The organism is Psychrobacter fozii (assembly GCF_003217155.1).
In the GTDB taxonomy this organism is placed as follows: Bacteria; Pseudomonadota; Gammaproteobacteria; order Pseudomonadales; family Moraxellaceae; genus Psychrobacter; species Psychrobacter fozii.
On record NZ_QJSU01000003.1, the window covers coordinates 26,849 to 52,329 of the forward strand.

Below are 25,481 nucleotides of genomic sequence, written 5' to 3' on the forward strand. Positions count from 1 at the left end.
ATTTATCAAAAAATATTCAAAAAAAGCCCCAACTGCTTAATAGTAGTTGGGGCTTTTTTTATGAGATGAAATACCGTTTATTTAACACTAAGCGTTGTTTAGCTGACGTGCTGCTTCTAGGGCAAAGTAAGTCAAGATACCATCAGCACCAGCGCGGCGGAAGCCAATCAGTGACTCTAAAATGACCGCGTCGCTCAACCAGCCGTTTTGAATGGCTGCCATGTGCATGGCGTATTCACCAGAGACTTGATAAGCAAAGGTTGGTACACCGAAAGTATTTTTAACTTCACGAATCAAATCTAAGTATGGCTGACCAGGTTTAATCATCACCATATCAGCACCTTCATTGATGTCCATGGCCACTTCATGCAACGCTTCTGCACGATTGCCAAAATCCATCTGATACTGTTTCTTATGTCCGCCTCTTAGGTTGCCAGCACTACCGACCGCATCACGGAATGGGCCATAATAAGAAGAGGCGTATTTAGCTGAGTAGGCCATGATAGCAGTATTGACAAAGCCTTCAGACTCTAGGGCATCGCGCATGGCTTTGATACGGCCATCCATCATATCGCTCGGCGAGATAATGTCAGCGCCAGCGCGTGCATGTACCAATACTTGCTTCACCAATACTTCGACGGTTGCATCATTGACCACATAACCGCTGTCATCGAGCAAACCATCTTGACCATGCGAAGTGTAAGGGTCTAAAGCAACGTCTGTCATGACCACCATTTCTGGTACGGCATCTTTCACCGCTTTTACCGTGCGTGCTGTCAGGGCATTTTCGTCATATGCTGATCTGCCATCTGGTGTCTTTAGTGAGTTGTCAATCACAGGGAAGATATCGATGGTCGTAACACCTTCTGCTAATAGCTCTTTGGCATATTTAATCAGTAGGTCAATAGATAGGCGCTCGACACCTGGCATGCTCGCAATCGTTTCGCGCTGATTTTCGCCTTCTAATACAAAGACGGGAGCGATGAAATGCTTAGGATGTAGTTCCACTTCACGAATCATCGCTCGCACGTTATCGTTATAACGTAGACGGCGCAAGCGAGTAGCAGGGTATTGGCGATTAAAAGTGTAAGTCATCATAATTCCTTATTTTAATTACAATCAGGGTTATTCGGATGTTAACTGCGTCAGGCTCTGTTAGATCTGCTCTATAAAGCAGTCCAATTTTTTATAGAATTCATGTAGGCAACAGTGTGTTCGATAAAATGTCACTACTATAACCAATAGTCACTACCGAAAGCAAAAAGCCCCACCAAGTCGGTAGGGCTGATTGTACGTATCGACTGTCAATGTGAGGATATCGTTACGTTACAAGATGATGATTGTATGATTTAAGGCCTAACAATCTTTGTAACGTGAACTGACTCTACACTATTTTTTAATTAAGCGTGTTTCTTCAGTGATCACACCTACGGCAGTATCTTTTTTACCATCATCGTTAACATCGACAACAGCAGTAGGGATAAAGGTAGTTGTTTCTACAGGTTGTGCCTGTTTGATTGCCACGGCTTCTTGCTGAGAAGCAACACGTGCTGAACCAGCCGCATCGATAGCCTTGGTCGCTTTTGCCTTATTGGTATTGGCAGCTACATTAGCGATTTGGGCTAAATTGGTATGTTGCGGCACAGGGATAGCAGTCGGTATGTCTAGATTGGAACCACCACCAAGTACTTGATACAACTCAATCTGGCTAATGATTTTTTGTAGCTCTAAATTCAAGATACCTTGCTGAGTTGAGAACAACGAGCGCTGTGCATCGAGAACGTCTAGATAGTTAGAGATACCAGCTTTGTAGCGAGCATTGGCAATCTGATACGTCTGATCAAAGTTATCCTGCAAGCGATACTGTGCGTCGAGCTGATCACCCAATGTGGCACGTGTCGCTAGTACATCTGATACTTCACGGAATGCCGTTTGGATAGAGTTCTCGTAGCTAGTCAGCGTTTGCTCACGTTCAATCTGCGCCACATCGTAATTGGCATCCAATCGACCAGCATCAAAGATAGGCACGCTAATGCTAGGGCCAAATGACCAGCCAACCGAGCCAGTATTAAATAAGTCGTTCAAGCTACCACTACTAACACCAATGCTACTGGCTAGACTGATAGACGGGAAGTAAGACGCACGCGCCACTTCGATATTGGCACCAGCGGCTTTTAGATTGTATTCCGCTTGCAGTACATCTGGGCGATAGCGTAGCAGCTCACTAGGTAGTCCAGCACTAAATATCTGCTGGTTAGTGATGTTGGTAACAGACGCGTTCGGAATAAGATTGCTAGGTATTGGTGCACCGACTAAGTACTGCAAAGCATTACGGGCTGTTAATACACTGCTCTGAGCACTTAGCATCGCAAGATTGGCGTCTTCTAATGAGGCGCTGGCTTGCAAAGAAGCAAGCTTGTCATCGATACCAGCTTCAAAGCGCTTGGTGGTAATGAATAGCGACTCTTTACGACTTTCATAAGTTTTAGAAGCCAGTTCAAGCTGTGCTAGGCTATAACTTAAGTTAGCGTAGCTTTGAGCAATATTACTGATTAGACTGATTTGAGTGGTATCTTTTGCGGCAGTGGTGGCCAAAAAGTTCTGTAAAGCCTGATCTTTTAGGCTTGAGATTTTACCCCAAAAATCCAGCTCGTAGTTTGCCAAGCCTAGATTGACGTTGTAGCTGCTACTAGGGTTACGATCCACGCTGTTTTGAGCGCTGCGAGAGTAACCACCGCTACCATCAATCGTTGGCAAATCACTAATATCAGTGATTCGATATTGCGCCCGTGCTTTTTCGATGGCTAGGCGTGCATTCTCAAAGTCTTTATTGTTTTGAAGACCGAGCGCAATCAAACTCTTTAAACGCTCATCGCTATAGAAGTTCTGCCAGCGTTGACTGGCGATACTTGCCTGATCAGCACTACTGACAGTTTCTTTGTCATACGCGCCATAGGCTTGCTGAACCGGAATATTAGGCTCAGCAAGTACAGGACGCATATCCGCTTTTGGTATAGTGTTACAGGCAGCCATGCTTATTGCTAAAGCGGTCAGGCCTATTAGACGACTGCCATTTCTGCGGGCGCTAGATAGTGATAAAGGGGTAGAGGTCATGGGGCGCTCATCTGTCGTTGCGCACGCGCTGGCAGTAATGCTGACTGCCGCGTGTGCTGAGTTTGAGGTAAAAAGTGAACGAAAACTCATTGTGTATTATCTCCTAAGTTCACAGGCTGATAACTCTTAGAGAGAGTCGGGCTTTGTGGATCACCGTTTGGCGTATGCGGCGTATTATCACCACCACCATCTCTGTCATTTGGCTTATTATCCTCATACTTATGAGGGAAGATGCTACGTATCCAAATATAGAACATTGGAATAAAGAATACACCTAATAATGTCGCACTGACGACCCCGCCAAGTACACTAGTACCGATCGCACTTTGGCTGCCAGAACCAGCGCCAGTGGCTAGGAATAGTGGTACAACCCCAAGTCCAAAGGCAAGCGATGTCATGATAATAGGGCGCAGACGTTGACGCGCTGCTGTCATCACTGACTCTTTGAGACTATAACCAGCTTCTTGATAGTCTCTCGCAAATTCGATAATTAGAATAGCATTCTTAGCAGATAGTCCGACTACGGTGAGCAGACCTACCTGCAAATAAACGTCGTTGGCGAAGCCACGCATCCATGTAAATACTACCGCTCCTAAAACACCAAGCGGAACGACCAATAGGACAGAGAATGGGATAGACCAGCTCTCATACAAGGCGGCTAAACATAAGAATACCACTAAGAGCGAGATTGCATATAGCAATGGAGCCTGAGCACCTGATTTTTGCTCTTCAAGTGACGTGCCTGTCCACTCATAACCGACGCCTTCCGGCAGATTGGTTATCATCGTCTCTACCGCAGCCATTGCTTCACCCGTACTGAGTCCAGCAGCAGCAGCACCCTGAATGTTCATAGAAGGGAAACTGTTGTAACGGGTCAGACGCGGAGAGCCTGACTGCCATTCACTGCTAGAGAACGCATCGAATGAAATCATATCGTTATTGTCATTACGTACGTACCACTTACCAAGATCGTCAGGGTTGGTACGACTACTCGGCTCGCCTTGTACATAAACGCTCTTAATACGACCACGGTCAACGAAGTCATTGATATAACTTGAGCCCCATGCAGTCGAGATAACGCTATTGATACTGGACATCGACAAGCCATATGCAGCGGCCTGTTCTTGATTGACATTGACCTTGAGCTGCTGTGCATCTTCTTGACCATTAGGACGTACACCAGAGACTTGGTCATTTTGAGCGGCCATGCCCAACAACATATTGCGGGCTTCGAGCAGCCCTTCATGACCGACGTTTCCGGTATCCTGTAGCATCAAGTCAAAACCACTGGCATTACCAAGTTCAGTAATAGCAGGCGGTACAATCGGGAATACTTGTGCCTCATTAATCTGAGTAAAGAAATACCCCATTGCCCGGCCAGCCACAGCTTGCGCGGTATTTTCATCACCTGGGCGGTCATCCCAATCTGACAAGCGTACAAACGCCAGACCCATGTTTTGGCCTGATCCGGCAAAACTAAAGCCTGCAACGGTAAAGACAGAGGCAATATTATCGGTTTCTTGAGTATCGTAATAGTTTCTAACTTTATCTAGTACGTCTTGTGTTTGATCGAGTGTAGAGCCAGATGGGAGCTGAACTAAGGTAAACATAATACCTTGATCTTCTTCTGGCAAAAACGAGCTAGGAATGCGTAAAAAGACCACCGTCATAATACCAATAATGGCAGCATAGCCAATTAAATATAACCATTTACGACCGAAGCTTTTACCCACGAAGCGCTCATAAGAGATGCTTGCTTTAGAGAAACTACGGTTAAACCAACCGAAGAAACCTTTTTGAGTGGCCATATTACTCTTGTCATGGCTCTTGCTACGTTTAAGCAAGGTCACACACAGGGCAGGGGTAAAGATAAGGGCAACTAAAGCCGATAGTACCATGCTAGTAATCAAGGTAATGGAGAACTGACGATAGATAGCACCAGTTGAACCGCTAAAGAACGCCATAGGTACAAATACTGCTGATAGAATCAGAGCAATACCGACAACAATCTTACTAATTTCACCCATTGATTGAATGGTAGCATCTTTGACAGAAATGTCAGGATCTTCTTCCATAATCCGTTCGACGTTCTCTACGACTACGATGGCATCATCGACCAGTAGTCCGATAGACAGTACCATCGCAAACATGGTCAGAACGTTAATACTAAAACCTGCGATATACAGCACACACAAGGTACCGAGAAGTACCACAGGTACAGCCAGTGTCGGGATAATCGTTGCACGCCAGTTCTGTAAGAAAATGAACATGACGATAAATACAAGCACAATAGCTTCGATGAGCGTATGTACTACTTGTTCAATAGACAACCGAACGAATGGTGTCGTGTCATAAGGAGTAACCGTGGTTAGGCCAGCAGGAAAGCTTTGTTCCAACTCAGCCATACGAGCACCAAGTGCTTCGCGCGTATCAAGTGCGTTAGCGCCACCTGCCAATGATATACCCATACCAGCGGCTTCTTGACCATTAAATAGTGAGTCAACACTGTAGTCTTGACTTCCAATCTCAACATCTGCCACATCGCTTAAGCGTACTTGCGCGCCTGAGGCATCCGTTTTCAATAGTATGTCTCTAAATTCATCAGGTGTCTGTAGGTAGCTTTGTACCGTTACCGTGGCGTTGATAACCTGTTGCTCAGTGTCAGCGGGCGCTTGACCTAACTGGCCTGCCGAGACTTGCGCGTTTTGCGCACTGACGGCAGTAATGACATCAGAAGGCATCAAGTTATAGCTACGTAAGCGTGCAGGGTCTAGCCAGATACGCATCGCGTAGGTAGAACCAAATACACGAACTTCACCAACACCTTCGACACGGCTGATCTGATCAACGATGTTTGAGTTAATGTAATCGGCGATATCACGGCGATCCATACTGCCATCTTCAGAGATGAATGCTTGCACCATCAAAAAACTGCTAGAGGATTTGTTGACCGTGACACCTTGACGCTGAACGGATTCAGGTAGTGAGCTTGTTGCCGCTTGAAGCTTGTTCTGTACCTGTACCTGAGCGGTATCAGAGTCAGTACCAGTCTCAAAGGTGAGCGTCACTGATGCGCTACCGTTTGACGAGCTGGTTGATGACATATACATCAAACCATCAAGACCTTTCATTTTTTGTTCGATGATCTGAACCACTGAGTCTTCGACGGTTTGCGCACTGGCACCAGGGTAATTTGTGCTAACTGTAACAGTCGGCGGTGCAATACGTGGGTACTGTTCGATCGGTAGATTAATGACCGATATCACCCCGATGAGCATGACTAAGATAGCCAATACCCATGCAAAAATAGGGCGATTAATAAAAAAACGTGACATAGTATATCCCTAAGTCTTCCTATCTTTGAATGGAATTAGTTAGCTGCATCTTCCGCAGGTTTCTTGGCCGTGTTGCTCTCAGCAGGTTTCTTAGTTTCTGCTGCTTGCTGCGGTGTTTTGGCCGAAGTACTAGCAGGCGCACTATTTCCAGTTGATGCTGGTGTAGCGTTTTCTACAGGTTTGGCAACGACTTCTTGATCAGGCTTAACTTTTGAGCCACCTATGACGACCAGTTTTTCACCTTCTTTGAGACCGTCAGTTACTACCCAATTACCGTTATAAGTACCATTGACTGTGACAGGGCGTACTTTGATTTTATTGCTTTCATCAACGATATAAACCTGAGTTTCACCTTTGACAGAGCGTGTGACAGCACTTTGTGGTACCAGTACCGCATTGTTGATCACACTTTGTGTCAAGCGCGCGCTGACATACATGCCTGGTAGCAGAATACTGTTACTATTTGGGAAGATTGCACGTAGGGTGACAGCACCTGTTGATTCATCAACTTGTGCTTCTGATAATGCAAGCTCACCACGTACTGGATAAACAGAACCGTCCTCTAATACTAGCTCAACACTATTTAGCCCTGATTGTGCTTTACCTTCAGCAAGTTGTTTCTTTAACTTAAGTAGCTCAGATGAAGATTGACTGATATCGACATAGATAGGATCTAGGCGTGAGATGGTCACTAATGGGTCAGCTTGACTTGCGCTCACCAATGCTCCAGCGGTAACATTTGAGCGATCGCTACGACCTGAAATTGGTGCACGTACGATAGTGCGGCTAAGGTCTAGGCTGCTAGCATCAAAACTCGATTTTGCGGTTTGAATACCCGCTTTCGCACTTTCAATACCCGCTTTGGCTTGTCCGATAGCAGCGTTGGCACTTTGTACAGCAGCTTGTGCGGTACGAACTGAGGTGACTGCTTGATCATATTGTTGTTTGGAGATTGCATCAATTTCGACCAATCCATTCAATCGCTGTAAGTCTCCTTGTGCTTGAGCAAGCAAGGCTTTTTGGCTAACCAAATCAGCTTGTGCATTGACGCTATTGGCCACTGCTGTCTGATAATTGGCCTGCGCTTGTGCGATTGACGCTTTAGCACTGGTCACAGAAGACGTGTAGTTATCTGTATTGATACGATAAAGTGGTTGACCTTTTTTGACTGTACTTCCCTCACGGAACAGTATTTCGTCAATGACGCCATTAATCTGTGGACGGACGTTTGCAGCCTGATAGGCGGCAGTACGACCAGAAAAGGTTTGTACTTGTGGTACGGCTTCAAAGGTTACGGTCTGTACGTTGACGACGGAGGGTGGCATTTGCTGCTGTGCGGCATCCCCAGCGGCATCCTCGTTACTGTCACAGCCCACCAATACAGCTCCAGATAGTACAGCTGCTATTACAAGCGCAAGATAAGAGTGCTTCATCAATGTCCTCGTCAATAATATAATTGCGGTATAAATAAAAGAGTAATAATCAATAATAGTGTTCGAGATATTGTTATTTGTTCTATGACAACCAATGCTAAGCGTTATGAATAATATACATAGGCGTTATAATATTGATTGTTTAATAAATATAAAGATGGCTACTGGTACTAAATATATAATTAAATAGTTAGATTTAGCCAATAAACATAGTCCGCTATTATTAACTAAAGGGTTAACCCCACAGTCAAGCTAATAAAAACAGATATTCTGCAAAAGAAAGCCACATTTGTTCTCATGAACTGTACAAACATTGAAGGGGTAAGCATCACAAGAGATAACGTTTACCAAAGCGTAACGTTGTGACAGCGCAATATAGTGTTGTTTTTTTGTTATAGAGTCTATTTTTATATACGTATCTGAGATTGTGCTTAAGAAATGTTGCGCAGACAGCAAAAATGCGATTTTAGCAATACCTAAAAACATCTTTAACCTGAGCGAAGGTACATGGAGTATCAATCAAAGCCTCTTGATCAAAAATTATCCGACCGTCAAAACAATTCTTACACGATTATAGTACTGCGAGGATTTATAAAACTTAAAGAAAGGTAACGATTCAGCTGACATACTGATTTTTAAAGGAGCGAATTGTTAGGTTATTAGCTTCCCATGTACTAGGCTGCTAAAAATGCTACTCAAAAAGTAGCCGTCTTAATCAATCAATAATAAAGACGACTCACATTTAATTATACTAATCGAGCGCTAGCAAGTTCAGTCAATTGATATAAGCCTGTGCGATAGCGGTTGTCAGGTAGAGTATTAAGGGCGTCTTGAGCCAGTTTGGTTTCTTCCAACGCGCGCTGTTTGCAATAGTCTAGAGCGCCTGAACGACGTACCAATTCAATAAGTTGCTCAGCGTTTGGTGTCTTACCTGTCTGCACAGCAATACGCAGCTGCTCATAGCCTTCAGCGTCGCTATTTTTTAGCAGCTCAAGCGCTTTAATGGTTGGTAGAGTAGGCTTGCCTTCAGCAAGATCATCGCCTAGGTTTTTTCCCATCACTTCACTATCGCCACTATAGTCGAGCACATCATCGATAATCTGAAAGGCGTTGCCAAAGTGCTGACCAAAATCACCCAATGCCTGCATATATTCTGTCTTGTCTTGCAAGATAGCCGCCCCTTGTGTGGCCATCATAAACAGACGCGAGGTTTTGCCATCGATAATGCGCAAGTAGTCATCTTCTGTAGCGGCAGGGTTATGCTGATGCTGTAACTGCAACACTTCACCTTCAGCAATATCACAAGTCCCATCTGAAAAAACTTGCAACAATGGCAAGCTTTGAAAGCCGACCAATAAGTTGAAGGCTCGGGCAATCAGATAGTCGCCGACCAGTACGGCTGTGGCATTATCCCATGTGGCATTGGCGGTTGGCTTGCCACGACGCTGACCTGACTCATCAATGACATCATCATGAACGAGCGTAGCGGTGTGCAGCATCTCGGTGATTGCTGCTAAATGCATGGCTTTTTCTGATGGATTGTCATTGAACATGCGTGCACACAACAACGTAATCAGCGGGCGCATACGTTTACCGCCAGCATTAATCACATGTTGCGAGACGCTCATTACCAATTGAACTTTGGAATTAAGACTACCGAATACTTGCTTGTCCATGATTTCAAAATCATCAGCCACGATACTTTGGATATCAGCATAGTTAGGTGTTGATTGAGCCATTGAATCTGTATTATTTGAAGGGGTAATGGTCATAATAAATAGTCATATTAATAGGAGTAGAAAGAGTTTTTAGCCTTGATGCCTTTTAACCTTAAGCCTATAGCAGGTAAGGCGTTTTTCTATAATAGCATAGCTGTCTCTCTAAATTGTTGGTTAAAGTATTTAGAGAGCAGCACGATTATCTTGTATACCACACCTATTGCAGGTAGTTATTGGCATAAAATATTAAAATCAATTTAAATGATAACTCTGTAACTCTGCTGTGTTTTTATAGGCAGGCATGAGTGATAAAGGGCTATAAGTAACTGATTATATAAGTTATAATAACGGCTGTTAGGCATAAACTGTTATTCATTATTTTTATACTGGCTGTTTTTTATTGAGTAGTATCTTAGATACGTTCACAATCAACAGCTTATATAGTAATAACGGATACGGTTATTAGGGTCTGTTGAACATTCAAATGTGGTGCTGGCGGTCACTATTTTTTAGACAATATGCAGTGAAATTTTTGATGCCTAGTCATTCTAGGTTAGACAATTTCGCCATATATTGGCAAAAAATAGTACTGCCCCAAAGGGCTGATGCTAAAATCCCCCCAAACGTTGTTACAAGCCTAGCTAAGGTCTCGACATTATCGTCGACTTGCGCCTAGTTTGGTGAAATTTTAGCGATCAGCAGCCCTAATATTTGAATGTTCAACAGACCCTAGTGTAACCACCTTACAAAAACAAGAGGCGCGGCTTGCTTTTATGAGCAAAAAGCCGTAAAATCTTGCCTTTAATTTTTCCCTGTCGTGTTCGTCGTAAAAGCGTTGGTATAACATCAGCCACGGCACACGGGTTAAACGGAGTCATACAATGTACGCAGTAATCAAAACTGGTGGTAAACAGCACCGTGTAGTCGTCGATGAATTGCTTAAAGTTGAACTACTAAAAGCAGAAAAAGGCGAAACAATCAAATTTGAAGACGTGTTAATGGTTGTTGACGGCGATAACGTCAAAATCGGTCAGCCTGTCGTTGAAGGCGCTAGCGTAGAAGTTGAAGTTGTTGAGCATGGTCGCGGCGAAAAAATCCGTATCATCAAGCACAACCGTCGTAAGCATTATCACAAAGAACAAGGTCACCGCCAATGGTACACCTTGTTAAAAATCAAAGCCATTAATGCCTAATTACCCATTTAGCAATTATTGCTAAATAGCGCACTAAATGCTTAAGAGTTATCGCATCAGCGGTAAGTCAAATTAACAAGGAGATTTTCTCATGGCACATAAAAAAGCTGCCGGTTCGAGCCGTAACGGTCGTGATTCAAACCCAAAAATGCTAGGCGTAAAAATCTTTGGTGGCCAAGCTATCACAGCTGGTAACATCATCGTTCGTCAACGTGGTACAGAATTCCACGCAGGCGAAGGCGTTGGCATGGGTCGTGACCATACTTTATTTGCACTGAATGACGGTGTTGTAAAGTTTGCGACCAAAGGCAAATTTAACCGTCGTTATGTGACGGTTGAAAACGCATAATTATCTATTTAGGTCGTTTTATTCTTTGAGTAAAATGATCGGATAATTAAAAAAGCTCCTATTGCCTTATGGTAGTAGGGGCTTTTTTTACGTGTATTCATTCTTATTGAAGCTTGCCAGAAGTAGTGAAAAATAATAAGAAAAACGGCTCATACTATTTAATAGTGTATAGCCAATGCGGTTACAAGCGTGTATGGCAGCCGTAGTAATGATTGCAAATCATGACTAGGCGCGCAATAAAAAAACTGGCACACTGTTGTCATTGTTTATGGGCACCAATTTTATATTGGTCAGATAAGCACTTATAGAAAACAAAAAATTTAATGAGATGTTTTACTTTTAAGCGACTATTTTTTAAAAGCTACTATGCTTTTTTAGAGAGGATTTATAATGACTTTATCAATGAACAAATCAATCAAACAAAAAATGATGAACGGTGCTTTAGCGGGTGTATTAATGACATCGCTTGGCGTAGCAGCTCCTATGATTGCGATGACTCAATCGGCAACGGCAGCCCCTGCAGATAACTTGACCGCTGCTAAGCGTTTGAACACGCTTTTGACCAACACTAAGAGTATGACAGCCAACTTTACCCAAACGACTAAAGGGGCAAACAGCGGTACGTTTAGTGGCTCTATGAGCGTTCAACGTCCGAATAACTTCCGTTGGGAAACAAAATCGCCATCACAGCAGATAATTGTTGCCAATGGTAGCTCAATGTGGGTTTATGACAAAGATTTGGAGCAAGCGACCAAGCAAAACGTCGATAGCCAAGTAGGTAACACTCCAGCACTATTGCTATCAGGTGATCCGAGCAAAATTGATCAGAACTTCAAAATCACTCAGCCATATTCTAATAAAAACTACTATGTGCTCTATCCAAAATCAGATAGTGCTAGCTTCAAGAGCTTATCAATGAGCTTTAGCGGTGGTAAGCCAGTGATGATGGTATTAAACGACAGCCTTGGTCAGACCACATCGATTAAGTTCAGTAATATCAAACTGAATCCAAGCATCAGTAGCAGTCAATTCAAATTCACACCACCAGCAGGTGTTGATGTTATCAATCAATAACCATCAATCACGACGCTGTAGTTAGTGATTCAATAAAAAAGGACAAATCTTAAGTGATTTGTCCTTTTTTGTGGCAGTGAGTAGGGCTGTAAGACTGTATCTTTACAACGATATTGTGCGTTGAGTATATTCAAAGATTTAAGACATGGCTTTGATAGCATTCATATCTGGCATCGGTGGTAATTCATCTAAATCACTCAATCCAAAGGCATCTAAAAACTGCGGTGTGGTGTGTAGCAATGCAGGACGACCTAACGTATCTTTATAACCGTCTTCCTTGACCCAGCCTTTATCAAAGAGCTGCCTAAGTATGTTGCTCGATAGCGTCACACCGCGTACATACTCTATGTCACTACGGGTGACGGGTTGTTTGTAAGCAATGACACTTAACGTCTCTAGTAACGCTTGGCTGAGGCGTTCCTGACGTTGTGGAAAGACGGTCTGAATGAGGGCGCTGTAGTTATCTGCTATTTGTAATCGATAGCCACTAGCGGTCTCGTGTAAGCTAAGTACACCCGTGTCCAATCGTGTTTGTAATAATGCGAGCGCTTGTTTTAGCTCTTTGGTAGACAAATTCAGATGCTTCTTTAATACATTAGCGGTCAGCGGCGTTTCTGAAGCATGTAATAGTACTTCGATATCTTTGCTGATACTTTCAAATCTTTGCAGCTGATCATCAGGTAGTGAGGAGCGTTCAGCTGCTGATATCGATTGTTGTGTCTTATCGTTTAGTGTTATGTAATTTGGTACTGTGTCATTTAGTGTTATGTCGTCAATATCTACCATCGAGAGTATGCTCTTTTATAAGTATTGTATTTTTAATATAGGGCAGGTTAAATATAGTCGGTTCAATAGCATCTAGATAAAAGGAAGGCGAGTGAAAGTACGACAAGTAGCAGACTAACACCGTATCCAGTTTATAGAGGATCGATTATATGGCTAAGCTAGCCACTGCAAGGTCAATAGCCCAATATGTGAGTCGTTTTCAGAACCACTATCAGCAATGGGATTGCTTGCTGCATCAACATTCACCACACCGACCAATTGCCGTTTTATTAGCTCTAATACCGCGACAAAACTGACCACCACACCTATCTTGCCTTGTGCTTTGTCCAATAACTCATAAAAAGAGCGTGCACCATCCGTACTGAGCTGCCGACTGATACTCGCAATACGATCAGCAAGTGGTACGGCATCGACTTTAATATTGTGCATCTGATAGTCGGGCTGTAGTTGCATCTTAAATAAACTATCAATCAACAAATTTGGTGAGTAGTTTGGCAGTTCGGTATTCATGATTTCTTGACTGGGCATACTCACCATGGCCAGAAAAACATCGCGCTCAAGACGAACCAAATTGTCTAGGCGTTGACTGGCTACCTTAATCTGAGCGTAGGCTTCAAGACGTTCAATCAACTCTGCCTTTGGGTCGCGCTCATCGGTAGGTGCTTCTGGTTTAGGCAGTAATAGCTCTGTTTTGATGGCGATTAACGTCGATGCCATCAGTAGATAGTCACCTGCCAATTCAAAATGCTCAGTATCTAACTCACCAATGTATGCCAAATACTGCTCAGTGATGGGCAGTATTGGCATCTGGGTCAGATCAACATTGTTCTTTTTGACCAAATACAACAGAAAATCCAATGGTCCAGCAAACTGCTCTAGCCAAATGGCAAAGGCTTGCGGTGGTACATATAAATCTTCTGGTAAATGTTGTACTGGCGTCTGATAAATACGCAACGACATATCATGAGCGTTGGCAAAGGATACTGGTATCATTTCTGGTACATGGTCTGTCTTCAATGGATTACTTAAGCTTGGCAAGTGGACGAATACCAATGGCACGGCGAGTCTTGTCTAGTTGCTTACGGCTATGACGACGTGCTTTTTCTGCGCCCATTTGCAAGATTTCTTCAAGCTCTTTCGGATTGGCCATCAGTTCTTGATAACGCTCGCGGAATGGGGCAATTTCGTCATTTATTTTTTCAAACAAGGCTTTTTTTGCATCTCCCCAACCAATACCAGCTGCAAACTTCTCACGCATGTCAGCAATTTCTTCAGGCGTCGCAAACGCTTTATAAATCTCAAAGATAGCTGAATCATCAGGATCTTTTGGCTCTTCAGGCAGCTGAGAGTTGGTGACGATTTTCATGATGGCTTTGTGCATCTGTTTTTCTGCGCTGACTTGCGGATTAGCATCACCGAACAGAGGAATGGTGTTGCCATAACTCTTGCTCATCTTACGGCCATCAAGACCCGTCAATAACGGGATATTGTCATCGACGACTGCTGACGGTAGCGTAAAGAGGGTTTTGTAACGATGATTGAATGTACCAGCAATATCACGTGCCATTTCAATATGCTGAATTTGATCACGGCCAACAGGAACATGAGTAGCATTGAACATCAATATATCAGCTGCCATGAGCACAGGATAGCCGAACAGCCCCATATTGATACCTTGATCAGGATCGACGTCCTCTTTGTCCATATTGATATCGACAGCTGCTTTATAAGCGTGAGCACGGTTCATTAGCCCTTTGGCACATGAGCAGTTCAATACCCAAGCCAGCTCTGGAATTTCAGGCACGTCTGACTGACGATAAAACGTCACACGCTCCGGGTCTAGACCACAGGCAATCCAAGTCGCGGCAATCGCTTTGGTTGACTCATGAATGATAGCGGGGTCGTAACAGCCAATAATGCCGTGGTAATCTGCCAAAAAGAAAAATGCTTCATCGTCACTGTTTTGAATAGCTTGGATGGCTGGACGAATCGCACCAACGTAGTTACCCAAATGTAGAGTGCCAGTCGGTTTAATACCAGTCAAAACGCGCTTTACAGCTGCTGTTTCGGAAGAGGTTTGGTTGTTAGATGTACTATTACTAGTCATAGGAAATCCGTTATTTCGTTTATCAAATTATTATAAATGCGTTGTTATTTATGAGTCGATCATAGTGAAAGTATTGACCACAAAGTATAACAAATTTTTCGACCATTTTTCTTTGGAATAACGGCTACTTGTAGATATCCGTGCGACCTGTCGGCCCATGTTTAAAGCGCCGATGAAACCACATCCATTGGGTAGGATCGATACGAATGAGTCCTTCTAAGACTTCATTAACCTGAGTAGCGTCAGCAACTTCATCATTACTCGGATAGTTACTTAACTCAGGCGTAATCGTTAGGTGATAATGCGGACGTTTACCCTTTGGTAAATTGTCCGGTGTTTGACGATAAGTATGTAGCGCCATTAGTGCGGGTGGATGTGTCTTGTCGCCCAATTTAGCCATGCGTCTTGAGGCAGTAATAGTGGCCGCTGGTACACCGAAAAATGGTGCCATCACGCCTTGTTTAAGACCATAGTCTTGATCAGGCGAGTACCAAATAACATGTTTTTCCTTGATAGAGCTGACAAAACTACGCATGTCTCTACTCGCTATTTGCTTACCAAGAATGGTACTGCGCCCATTATAAACAAACCAATCTAACAGGGCATTGTTCTGAGGTCGATACATACCATCCATTGGAAAAAACTGCGTACATAACATACCACCTAGATCAAGCATCGTGTAGTGGGCGCCGAGTAAAATAACAGGGCGTCCTTCTTTTTGTGCGTTAACTAAATGCTGTAAGCCTGAGATAGAAACCGTGCGAGTAAAGACATTGGGGCGAAACCAAGCGCATAGGGTTTCAAATACCCCAATACCCTGATTGACGAAGACTTGCTTGGCCATCAGTTCACGTTCAACTTCTGGCTTTTCTGGAAAGGCCAGCTTGAGGTTAATCAGGGTATCCCGCCTGCGTGAGCCTGCTATTTTATAGAGCAAAACACCCAGTTTACGACCTAGCCAAAACTGATAGCGCAATGGTAAGTAAATCAGTGGCAACACCAAAGCGAGCAATAACCAGATACCCCAGTATTTAGGCGATAAAAACTGCCATTGAAAGGGTTTCTTATCGGCTTGCGCTGTACGCTTATGGGTCTGCGTAATCGTCGGCGTACCAGCAGGGAGTGCTGGTGACTTAGCCGACGGCTGTATGCTCGGTGAAGGCATGCTGTCTTTGGAAGAGTGTTTACTGGGATCGTATTGTTCGGGCGCTTTCATAATATCCTTTTGCAGCACTTTTATGGCATCGGGTTATAGCATTTTATAGCATTGTCGCTATTGATGAAAAGTTATTATGATAATGGGGTAGTGGTAGCGGGTTTACAAGTTGCTCTTTGGCAAAGTAACTCTATAAAAATACTATGAATTGGCATATCTATAAAATACGAAAGATAACGCTCTATCTAGGGTCTGTTGAACATTCAAATATTAGGGCTGCTGATTGCTAAAATTGCACCAAATTAGGCGCAAGCCGACGATAATGTCGAGACCTTAACTAGGATTGCAACAACGTTTGGGGTGATTTTAGCATCAGCCTTTCAGGGCAGTACTATTTTCTGCCAATATATGGCGCAATTGTTTAACCTAGAATGACTAGGCGTCAAAAATTTCACTGCATATTGTCTAAAAAATAGTGACTGCCAGCACCACATTTGAATGTTCAACAGACCCTAATCAATAGCCACAAAAAAACCTTACAAGCTGCGAACAGCTTGTAAGGTTTTGCAAATCTACTCTTTCATTTAATGCGAATACTGCCGCTCTGAGATAAAGACAACAGTCGCAAAAAAATAAGAAATAGCTTTGATTAACGTTTTGAGAATTGTGGACGTTTACGTGCTTTACGTAGACCCAATTTCTTACGTTCAACTTGACGTGAGTCACGAGTAACAAAGCCAGCTGCTTTTAGAGCAGGTTTCAAAGCTTCGTCAGCTTCGATTAGTGCACGAGTGATGCCGTGGCGGATTGCGCCAGCTTGACCACTAATACCACCGCCTGCAACAGTTACATATAAGTCATATGCGTTAGCAGAGTCTAGTAGTTCTAATGGTTGACGTACTACCATGCGTGAAGTTTCACGGCTGAAGTATTCGTCAAGTGGCTTGCCGTTAACGACAATGCTACCAGTACCTTTTGATAAAAAGACACGAGCAGTAGAAGTCTTACGACGACCAGTTCCGTAATTGCGTTCCATAAGTGTATCCTTAGATGTCTAGTGCTTTAGGTTGCTGTGCTTCATGTGGATGTTCAGTACCCGCATATAGTTTCAGCTTCTTGATCATCGCATAGCCAAGAGGGCCTTTTGGAAGCATACCCTTAACTGCTTTGTGTAGAACATCTTCAGGCTTATGTGCAAGCAATTTACTGAAGTTAGTTTCTTTGATACCACCTGGGTAGCCACTGTGACGATAGTATTTTTTATCTTGCGCTTTTTTACCCGTTACCGTGATTTTGTCAGCATTGATGACAACAATAAAGTCACCAGTATCAACGTGCGGCGTAAAAGAAGGCTTATGCTTGCCACGTAAGCGAGTAGCAATTTGAGTGGCTAAGCGACCAAGGGTTTTGCCGTCAGCATCTACGACATACCAGTCATGGGTCACTTCAGCTGGTTTTGCACTAAGTGTTTTCATGATAAAACCTTAAAATTAGAATTCGTTGAGAGTTTAGCTGGGAACGGGGCTCTCAAAAAACAGACTGCACATTATAAGCAGTAGAGCCTACGCTTGCAAGCTGCATTAGGGTTTATTTTTGCCTTATATACATTTAACTGCAGCGTTTGGCCAGTTTTAAGCGGTTTTAGACATTTTTAGTGGGTATTAAGTGATTTATCAAACATGACAAATGACATAACCGTCAATGTTACGTTTGGTAATCACCGTGCAATTATGACGATGATAGCCGATAAAGTCCAGCGACAACTTGTCCAACTTTGGTTTGTTTCAAGCATTCAAACGCCACAACCTCTAGGTTTGTCTGCTCTTGAGCAGTTAAATTATTATTTAAAGTATTTGCCAATTGCTGCAGTTGACTCTCTAAATCTCTGTCAGCTTCCAAATAAATGAGCGTGTCAGTATCAATTAATGATTGAGTAATTAGGGCTGTCAAAATTGGTTGCCACAGATCCTGAGCATAAGGCGGGTCAATGAACACGATATCAAAAGTTTGTGGGACGATTTGCTGCTGTATTAAGACTTTTTCTGCTGTTCCAGTGATGATTTTGTGGCTGTCAGCATCAATACGTAGCTGTAAAGCGCTTTGGCGTAGCATATCGCTTTGCGCATTATTTATTTCAATGAAAGTGCAATGTGCAGCGCCACGAGACAGCGCTTCAAAGCCTAATACGCCACTCCCTGCGCAGCTATCCAGTACATAAGCCCCATGAATATCAGCCAGTAGCCAATTAAACAATGTCTCGCGTAAGCGGTCAGGCGTTGGTCGTAAACCCTCTGCGTCGATAAAGCCCACAGTGCGGCGTTTAAATTGGCCACCAATGATACGCACATCGCCACCAATAGCGGCCTTTTTTGTCTTGTGGTTTTTCTTAGTATCGCGGCTACTCATAGACTTTTTCATGATATTTTCTCGCTGACCGTTTTTTTATTCAGGCGTTGCTGCTTCAGTTTCAGTTTCAGTTTGCTCTTTTAGAGCCTGCTCTTCTTTATCACGCAAGGCATCACGCAGTGCTTTATCGAATGCTTTTTGACGTTTGATGGCTTTCAACTCATCAGCTGTTGGCGGTAGTATAGGATTGGTTTTGCGTTGTAATACCCAGTAATCGAATAAGGCGCGACCGATAGGCGCAGCGACTTTACTACCACCACCACCATTTTCGACCAATACGGCAAGGGCAATCTGAGGGTCTTCTACTGGCGCAAAGCCATTGAACCAAGCATGATCCCAATAGCGTTTGTCTATGGCGGACTTGTCATAACGTTTACCTTGCGCAATCGATTTCACCTGCGCCGTACCAGTTTTACCGGCGATGCGATAGCGCGGTGTGTAGATACCTCGCCCAGTACCGCTTTTGATCGTGGCTTCCATCGCGTCATGCATGCGTAACCAGTCAGAGGGCTTGCCATTGTAGTCAATCTTACCATCTGGTTTGGTGATAACTTTGACCTCTGCTGCACCATCGCTATTTTTTAATAAGTGCGGCGTAATATGATAGCCCTTATTCGCCGTCATGGCTGTGGCGTTGGCAACTTGTAGAGGGGTGGCTAGAAAATACCCTTGACCGATACTGACTGAAATGGTCTCACCTGGTAACCAGCGTCTATCATAAGTGTCTTTTTTCCATTTTGGCGATGGCATGATGCCTGCTCTTTCATTAGGCAAGTCAATGCCTGTTTGCTGACCAAACCCAAAGCGTGTCATCCAATCGTGTAGGCGCTGAATACCCATTTCATAGGCCAGTTTGTAGTAATACGTATCCACCGACATCATGATTGATTTTTTGAGGTCTACTGATCCGTGTCCACCGCGCTTCCAGTCGCGGAATCGATGTGAGTCTCCCGGCAGGCTAAAATAACCGGGGTCATAAATAGTGGTTTCCCAATTACGCAAGCCATAATGGATACCGCCCAGACCTTCAAAGGGCTTAATAGTCGAAGCAGGCGGGTACATACCTTGTAACGCACGATTGTACAATGGCTGATCAAGGTCGTCGCGCAAATCACCATAGTCTCTAAAGGAGATACCTGAGATAAAAGGGTTGGGGTCATAGCTTGGGTTACTGACAAAAGCCAATACGTCACCATTTTTTGGATCGATTGCGACAATCGCGCCGCGACGGCCATCTAGCTGCTGTTGGGCGATCGTTTGTAAGCCATAGTCCAAGCTCAATGTAATGTCGTTACCCGCTATAGGCGGCTTGGTATCTAACTGACGGACAATATTGCCAAGGGCATCCGTTTCGACTGATTGATAGCCCGGCTGCCCAAGCAAGATGTCTTCATAGTAATCTTCGATACCAATCTTGCCGATAAGATCGGTACCAGCATAGCGTTCTTTATCAATACGTTTGCTTTCTTTGTCATTGATACGACCGACATAGCCAATGACGTGTGCAAATAGCTTGTCATAAGGGTAAGAGCGCGTTAACTTACTTTGAATGCTGACACCACGAAAAAAGGGCTTACGTTCACTAAACTGTGCCAGTTGTGCATCAGTCACATCGATTTTGATCGTGACAGGGTCATTCTTGCTTTTGCTCAGGCGTGCCAAAATATCAGTGATGTCTTTTTCTGTCAGATCAAAAATAGGCGCGAGTAGCTGTAATGTACGCTCTGGATTTTCGACTTCGTTAGGGCTTAGCATTGCGGTAAATACAGGTTGATTATCCGCGAGTATGACCCCGTTACGATCGTAAATATAGCCGCGGCTAGGCGGTGCAGATATTAGCTTGATTCGATTGTTGTCAGCTTGCGTTGTGTACTTGTCATGGGCATAGACTTGCAGGTAGCCATAACGCATTATCAGGCCGCCTAAGCCAATGAATATTAAAAACCCAAAGACAATGATACGGTTGGTAAAAATTCGATTGACCTGATCGGTGTTGGGAGTTATCGGTTTATTCATATAAAGTCAGAGCCCAAACGGTCAGTAAGTCAATTAAAGAGAAATAAGATAGGCGGGGTCGTTAACCAAAGTGCGGTGAGCAAAAAGGATAATACAAAGAATTTCAAACACATAAGCGATATGGTTGGAAATGATGACATATACAATCTGTCTATAGATATTCGTTGTCACTTAATCACAAATTATAACAGAACAAACGCGAGGACGCAGTACTTCGCTGCTGGTTTTGTCTTTATTATTGCTACATCAATGATAGCTTATATTTCTGCGTTTGCCGTCTGATGTGAATGATAAAACGTGTCATGTCTGGTCACAACTTGGCTAGGGTCTACGTGTGCTAATGGATAGCAAGTATGCTAAAATCAGGCGGTTTATTTTATAGTCATTATTATGGGTAGAGCGTGTGTTTGTGCAGCGTTCTAATGTGCTAACGGTATGTTATTAGCAACGACAATCAACCTGTCAGGGACAAGATAAGTCATGGACACAACTTCATTGTGGCAGGCGATAGCTGAGCACCCAGAGTTCTTTGCCATGCTAACCATTCCGCCGGTAACGGCATTCGTTACTTGGATACATGTGTGGATGGCGCTCAAAATGCTGTTTTATCCGGTTAAGTTTTGGGGTATTCGTATTCCTAACTTTCCGTTTTTTGGGTTGCCGGGTATTGGCTGGCAAGGTATCGTGCCACGCAAAGCTGGCAAGATATCAGGTGTCATCGTCGATCAGACGCTGTCAAAACTGGGCTCACTTGATGAGTTCTTTCAGGCGATGGAACCTGAGCAGATGGCCGTCTTTATCACTGATACAGTCGATAAAAATCTTGAAGCATTGATTGATGAAATTATGCTGGATCATTCGCCTGCGCTGTGGGGCAATCTGCCTTATGCGTTAAAGCGTCGCGTCTATGCCCAAGCACACCAAGAGCTGCCCAATATTATGCAGTCGTTGGTGACAGACTTGACCCATAATGTCGAAGACTTGGTTGATATGCGTAAGATGATCGTCAACACGATGGAGGGTGATCGTCGGTTGATGGTTAATATGTTTTTAAAGGTAGGCCAAAAAGAGATCGATTTTATTTGGCATATCAGTGCCTTGATTGGTTTGATTTTCGGTCTTATTCAAATGTTCATATTTTTGGTAGTGCCGCAGCATTGGACAGTGCCGTTTTTTGCCGCAATTTGGGGCTTTCTCACCAATTGGATCGCTATTTGGATGGTGTTCAATCCGGTCGAGCCACACTTTATCCCCTATGTTAAGTTTTTTACTGTAAAGAGCCATTTCCCATTTATAAAACCACAGATACCGCGTATTGATCGATACCGTCTACAAGGTGGCTTTATGAAACGTCAAGAGGAAGTCTCTGAGGTTTTTGCTGAGATTGTGGTAAAGGATTTGGTCACGCTTGAAAACATCATGAATGAGATGATGTATGGCGACCGTGCTGTGCAAACGCGCGAGCTGATGAAGTCCCATCTATATAAAGTGCTAGAGTCGCCGGTGATTAGTACGACGTTGCGCGTGGGATTGGGTCGCCGTGAGTATGGTCAGTTAAAAAACACGATTATAGATAAGTCGATTGTCGCAACGATGGTGCCACTGCGTGATCCTGAGCTGAATGAGAGCCGAGCGAGTAAGATATTTGGGCTGTTTCGTGATCGTATTCGTGCATTGACGCCAAATGAGTTTCAAAATCTATTGCGTCCCGCTTTTCGTGAAGACGAAATGACGCTGATTGTATTGGGTGGTCTGACGGGATTTTTGGCTGGTTGGCTGCACCTTATTTTGGTGTTTTTTCCATCGACTTAGCCAGATATTAAATTTTATGCGCTTTATACACATCGCATACAGAGTGGATACAAAAACGTGACAAGTTGGCGCTAATGTACCATGCTGTAAGCGTCTCAAGCTGCAAGGGCTAGTGACGCTCACCATCGCACTCATAAATATAGCAGTCACAAATACTGAATGCTTATAACGTCTTAACATTCTAATCCCTCAAATAAACTATGACCGTATCAAGGTAAACAAGGTTAGACCGTATGTTAATCACAGAATTGGGTTATTTTGCCTTGCTCGCCGCCTTTATGTTGGCGATTTTGCAGGTAGTATTACCGACCATCGGTATTATGCGCGACCACGTTGCATGGCAGCGTCTAGCGCCAAGTTTGGCATGGGCACAGTTTGCTGCAATGATTACCTCATTTGCCGCGCTGATGGCAGGCTTTTATTACAATGACTTTAGCCTCGTCTATGTCACTCAACATTCTAATACTCTGTTGCCTTGGTACTATAAGTTATCAGCAACGTGGGGCGGACACGAGGGTTCATTGCTGCTTTGGATGACCATTATGGCCACTTGGTGTGCGCTGGTCTCTTATTTCAGCCGTGGTCTACCATTGTCTATGCGTGCGCGAGTATTGGTGATCTTAGCTGGCGTGCAGATGATGATGCTAGCGATGCTTATCTTTACCTCATCGCCGTTTGACCGTACATTGCCTAATTTACCTGTTGATGGTGCGGATCTAAATCCTGTACTACAAGATTTTGGTTTGATTATTCATCCACCGATGCTTTATATGGGCTATGTGGGCTTAGTCGTGCCATTTGCTTTTTGTATGGCGGCATTGTGGGAAGGCCGTTTAGATGCGGTATGGACACGCTGGTCGCGTCCATGGGCACTAGCTGCTTGGGGCTTTTTGACAGTTGGTATCGCACTAGGCTCATGGTGGGCTTACTATGAGCTTGGCTGGGGTGGTTGGTGGTTCTGGGATCCAGTAGAGAATGCGTCACTGATGCCATGGCTAGCAGGTACAGCATTGCTACATTCGCTTGCTGTTACCGAAAAACGCGGTGTGTTCAAAGCATGGACTATCATGCTGGCGATTTTTGCCTTTGCACTCAGTTTACTGGGCACATTCCTGGTACGCTCAGGCGTGATTACCTCCGTGCATTCGTTTGCCGCTGATCCAACTCGTGGTCTTGTCATCTTGGTGATTCTTGGTGTGATTATCGGTGGTGGCCTATTGATGTTTGCTGTACGCGGCTGGCGCTTGACGGTCGAAAGTCAGTATCAGTTAGTTTCACGTGAGTCGTTCTTAGTTATTAATAACGTCATTCTTTTGATTTCGACGTTGGTCGTACTGCTCGGCACGCTATATCCTATTATTGCTGATTCCTTCAATTTAGGACAAGTCTCTGTCGGCCCTCCGTATTTTAATGCGCTATTTGTCCCATTAACTTGGTTGATATTAGTCGCGATGGGTATGGGCTCCAATATTCGCTGGAAAAAAGACAGCCGTCCGCTATTGGGCGCCGGCATGGTGATTGCGGCGAGTAGTGTTGTATTGGCAGCAGTTATTGCATATTTCACTAGCCCGTCTGCGATGCTCAACATTGGCGTCACGTTGGCAGTCAGTTTTTGGGTGCTGTTCTGGATGGTGGTGGATTTCAAAGACAAAACCAAAAATGCCCCGAGTTTCTTTAAGGGATTACGTCAATTACGTCTGAGCTATTGGGGTCAACAGACCGCTCACGTCGGTGTGATTGTGGCGGTTATTGGTATTGCCTTTACCAGCACGTTGAGTATCGAGCGGGATGTCGCGCTTGGACCAAATGACAGCGTTCATGTCCAAGGTTATGACTTTACCGTTAAAGGCTTTAGTGAAGTAAAAGGCAGTAACTTTGATGCGACACAAGCTGAAGTTGAGATAACCAAAGACGGTCAGGCTGTGACCACACTATATCCTGACAAACGTAACTACATCATCAGCATGATGCCAATGACAGAAGCGGCTATTGATGCGAGTCTAATGCGTGATGTCTACGTAGCACTTGGTGAACCTATCGCAGAAGATAGTAACGAATGGGCCTTCCGTATCTACGTCAAACCGCTTATCCGTTGGATATGGCTTGGTGCTTTGATTATGGCATTTGGTGCGCTGCTCAGCATGCTAGATCACCGTTATCGCATTAAGAAAGCCAAGACGCCTGCGCAAATTGCGGCAAGCAAATCAGGCTTTACGACAGTGGCCGATTTGGATTCACCAGCAATAAAGATGGGGGATAAGTAATGAGTACATCAAACCATTCCTCTGACCCAAGTCCGAAAAAAGACAAGGCAAGCAACACAAAAACCATGAACAAAAAACAGCTTAAATTATGGTTTGTTATTCCGTTAATTGTATTCCTCGGTTTTGTCGTCATGTTATACATGCGCTTGGGTAAACCAACGGATATTGTTACCAATACGGCACTTGAGCGCCCAGTACCAACGTTTGAGCTACCGCTGCTATCAGATACTAGCCGCATCATGACCAATGAGAATTTACCTGATAAGCCCTTTCTAATGAATATTTGGGGCTCTTGGTGTCCAACTTGTATCATTGAACACCCGTTTTTAATGCAATTAGAAGAGCGCGGTGTCAATTTGGTCGGTGTCAATTATAAAGACGATATTGGCGATGCGTTAGGGTACTTAAACCGAGGTGGTGATCCGTTCTCGATGTCCATTCAGGATTTGTCTGGTCAGTTTGCATTGGACTTGGGTTTGACGGGTGCGCCTGAGACTTTCATCGTCGATGGTGAGGGTATTATTCGTCAGCATATTATTGGTGAGATCAATGAAAGCAATTGGCAAAGTCGTATCACGCCTTGTTTGATGGTACTCAATGAAGCCAATGATAAAAACATCAGTCCAGAGCTGAGTCAGGTTCAGGAGGCGTGTCAATGATCGCTTATCAAATAAAGAAGGCGACGCTACAGTTAGCAGGCTTTATCATTGCTTGTCTC

The 25,481-nt window shown here is 44.0% G+C and carries 19 protein-coding genes; 6 read left to right on the forward strand and 13 right to left on the reverse strand.

The window, feature by feature from the left end; translation table 11 throughout:
* Positions 1–87 precede the first annotated feature (87 nt).
* The 5 genes from hemB to DFP82_RS04715 all read right to left on the reverse strand — a co-directional run bounded on the left by hemB (position 88) and on the right by DFP82_RS04715 (position 9,654).
* Positions 88–1,095 (reverse strand): porphobilinogen synthase, encoded by a 1,008-nt coding sequence (hemB, locus tag DFP82_RS04695; protein ID WP_110922587.1) that lies wholly within the window; start codon positions 1,093–1,095, stop codon positions 88–90.
* 294 nt (positions 1,096–1,389) lie between these two features.
* A complete protein-coding gene (locus tag DFP82_RS04700; RefSeq protein WP_245905641.1) occupies positions 1,390–3,204 on the reverse strand; it encodes an efflux transporter outer membrane subunit in 1,815 nt (604 codons plus the stop codon).
* A complete protein-coding gene (locus tag DFP82_RS04705) occupies positions 3,201–6,449 on the reverse strand; it encodes an efflux RND transporter permease subunit (protein WP_110922588.1) in 3,249 nt (1,082 codons plus the stop codon). Before DFP82_RS04705 ends, DFP82_RS04700 begins: the two co-directional genes overlap by 4 nt.
* A 35-nt stretch (positions 6,450–6,484) precedes the next feature.
* Positions 6,485–7,882, reverse strand: a complete 1,398-nt coding sequence (locus DFP82_RS04710; RefSeq protein WP_110922589.1) for an efflux RND transporter periplasmic adaptor subunit — start codon at positions 7,880–7,882, stop codon at positions 6,485–6,487.
* 746 nt (positions 7,883–8,628) lie between these two features.
* Positions 8,629–9,654, reverse strand: a complete 1,026-nt coding sequence (locus DFP82_RS04715; protein WP_110922590.1) for a polyprenyl synthetase family protein — start codon at positions 9,652–9,654, stop codon at positions 8,629–8,631.
* Positions 9,655–10,481: 827 nt separating this feature from the next.
* Between DFP82_RS04715 and rplU the strand changes: the two genes are divergently transcribed.
* From rplU to lolA, 3 genes are all read left to right on the forward strand, one after another.
* Complete coding sequence (gene rplU / locus DFP82_RS04720) at positions 10,482–10,793, forward strand: 50S ribosomal protein L21 (protein WP_110922591.1); 312 nt, start codon at positions 10,482–10,484, stop codon at positions 10,791–10,793.
* 91 nt (positions 10,794–10,884) lie between these two features.
* Positions 10,885–11,142, forward strand: coding sequence for a 50S ribosomal protein L27 (gene rpmA, locus DFP82_RS04725; protein WP_021813611.1), 258 nt, complete (start codon positions 10,885–10,887; stop codon positions 11,140–11,142).
* 390 nt (positions 11,143–11,532) lie between these two features.
* The gene (gene lolA, locus DFP82_RS04730) at positions 11,533–12,216 is read left to right on the forward strand and encodes an outer membrane lipoprotein periplasmic chaperone LolA (protein WP_110922592.1); all 684 of its coding nucleotides are present in this window, start codon (positions 11,533–11,535) and stop codon (positions 12,214–12,216) included.
* A 138-nt stretch (positions 12,217–12,354) separates the two neighbouring features.
* On the opposite strand, the gene scpB is transcribed toward lolA, so the two are convergent.
* The 8 genes from scpB to mrdA form a co-directional block, all read right to left on the reverse strand.
* A complete protein-coding gene (gene scpB, locus DFP82_RS04735; RefSeq protein WP_110922593.1) occupies positions 12,355–13,002 on the reverse strand; it encodes an SMC-Scp complex subunit ScpB in 648 nt (215 codons plus the stop codon).
* Positions 13,003–13,155: 153 nt separating this feature from the next.
* Positions 13,156–13,995 carry a segregation and condensation protein A gene (locus DFP82_RS04740; protein WP_110922594.1) on the reverse strand — a complete coding sequence of 280 codons (840 nt, stop codon included), beginning with the start codon at positions 13,993–13,995 and terminating at the stop codon, positions 13,156–13,158.
* A gap of 28 nt (positions 13,996–14,023) precedes the next feature.
* Positions 14,024–15,109, reverse strand: coding sequence for a tryptophan--tRNA ligase (locus DFP82_RS04745; protein ID WP_110922595.1), 1,086 nt, complete (start codon positions 15,107–15,109; stop codon positions 14,024–14,026).
* A 124-nt stretch (positions 15,110–15,233) separates the two neighbouring features.
* Positions 15,234–16,325, reverse strand: coding sequence for an LpxL/LpxP family acyltransferase (locus DFP82_RS04750; protein ID WP_110922596.1), 1,092 nt, complete (start codon positions 16,323–16,325; stop codon positions 15,234–15,236).
* 589 nt (positions 16,326–16,914) lie between these two features.
* The gene (gene rpsI, locus DFP82_RS04755) at positions 16,915–17,301 is read right to left on the reverse strand and encodes a 30S ribosomal protein S9 (protein ID WP_110922597.1); all 387 of its coding nucleotides are present in this window, start codon (positions 17,299–17,301) and stop codon (positions 16,915–16,917) included.
* A 10-nt stretch (positions 17,302–17,311) separates the two neighbouring features.
* Complete coding sequence (gene rplM, locus DFP82_RS04760) at positions 17,312–17,740, reverse strand: 50S ribosomal protein L13 (RefSeq protein WP_010199223.1); 429 nt, start codon at positions 17,738–17,740, stop codon at positions 17,312–17,314.
* A 253-nt stretch (positions 17,741–17,993) separates the two neighbouring features.
* Positions 17,994–18,683, reverse strand: a complete 690-nt coding sequence (gene rsmD, locus DFP82_RS04765) for a 16S rRNA (guanine(966)-N(2))-methyltransferase RsmD (protein ID WP_110922598.1) — start codon at positions 18,681–18,683, stop codon at positions 17,994–17,996.
* 24 nt (positions 18,684–18,707) lie between these two features.
* Positions 18,708–20,687 (reverse strand): penicillin-binding protein 2, encoded by a 1,980-nt coding sequence (gene mrdA, locus DFP82_RS04770; RefSeq protein ID WP_110922599.1) that lies wholly within the window; start codon positions 20,685–20,687, stop codon positions 18,708–18,710.
* A 480-nt stretch (positions 20,688–21,167) separates the two neighbouring features.
* On the opposite strand from mrdA, the gene DFP82_RS04775 reads away from it, so the two are divergent.
* The 3 genes from DFP82_RS04775 (at position 21,168) to DFP82_RS04785 (ending at position 25,422) form a co-directional block, all read left to right on the forward strand.
* Positions 21,168–22,499, forward strand: a complete 1,332-nt coding sequence (locus DFP82_RS04775) for a DUF445 domain-containing protein (RefSeq protein WP_110922600.1) — start codon at positions 21,168–21,170, stop codon at positions 22,497–22,499.
* 233 nt (positions 22,500–22,732) lie between these two features.
* Positions 22,733–24,763, forward strand: a complete 2,031-nt coding sequence (locus tag DFP82_RS04780; RefSeq protein WP_110922601.1) for a heme lyase CcmF/NrfE family subunit — start codon at positions 22,733–22,735, stop codon at positions 24,761–24,763.
* The gene (locus DFP82_RS04785) at positions 24,763–25,422 is read left to right on the forward strand and encodes a DsbE family thiol:disulfide interchange protein (RefSeq protein ID WP_110922602.1); all 660 of its coding nucleotides are present in this window, start codon (positions 24,763–24,765) and stop codon (positions 25,420–25,422) included. Before DFP82_RS04780 ends, DFP82_RS04785 begins: the two co-directional genes overlap by 1 nt.
* Positions 25,423–25,481: the final 59 nt, after the last annotated feature.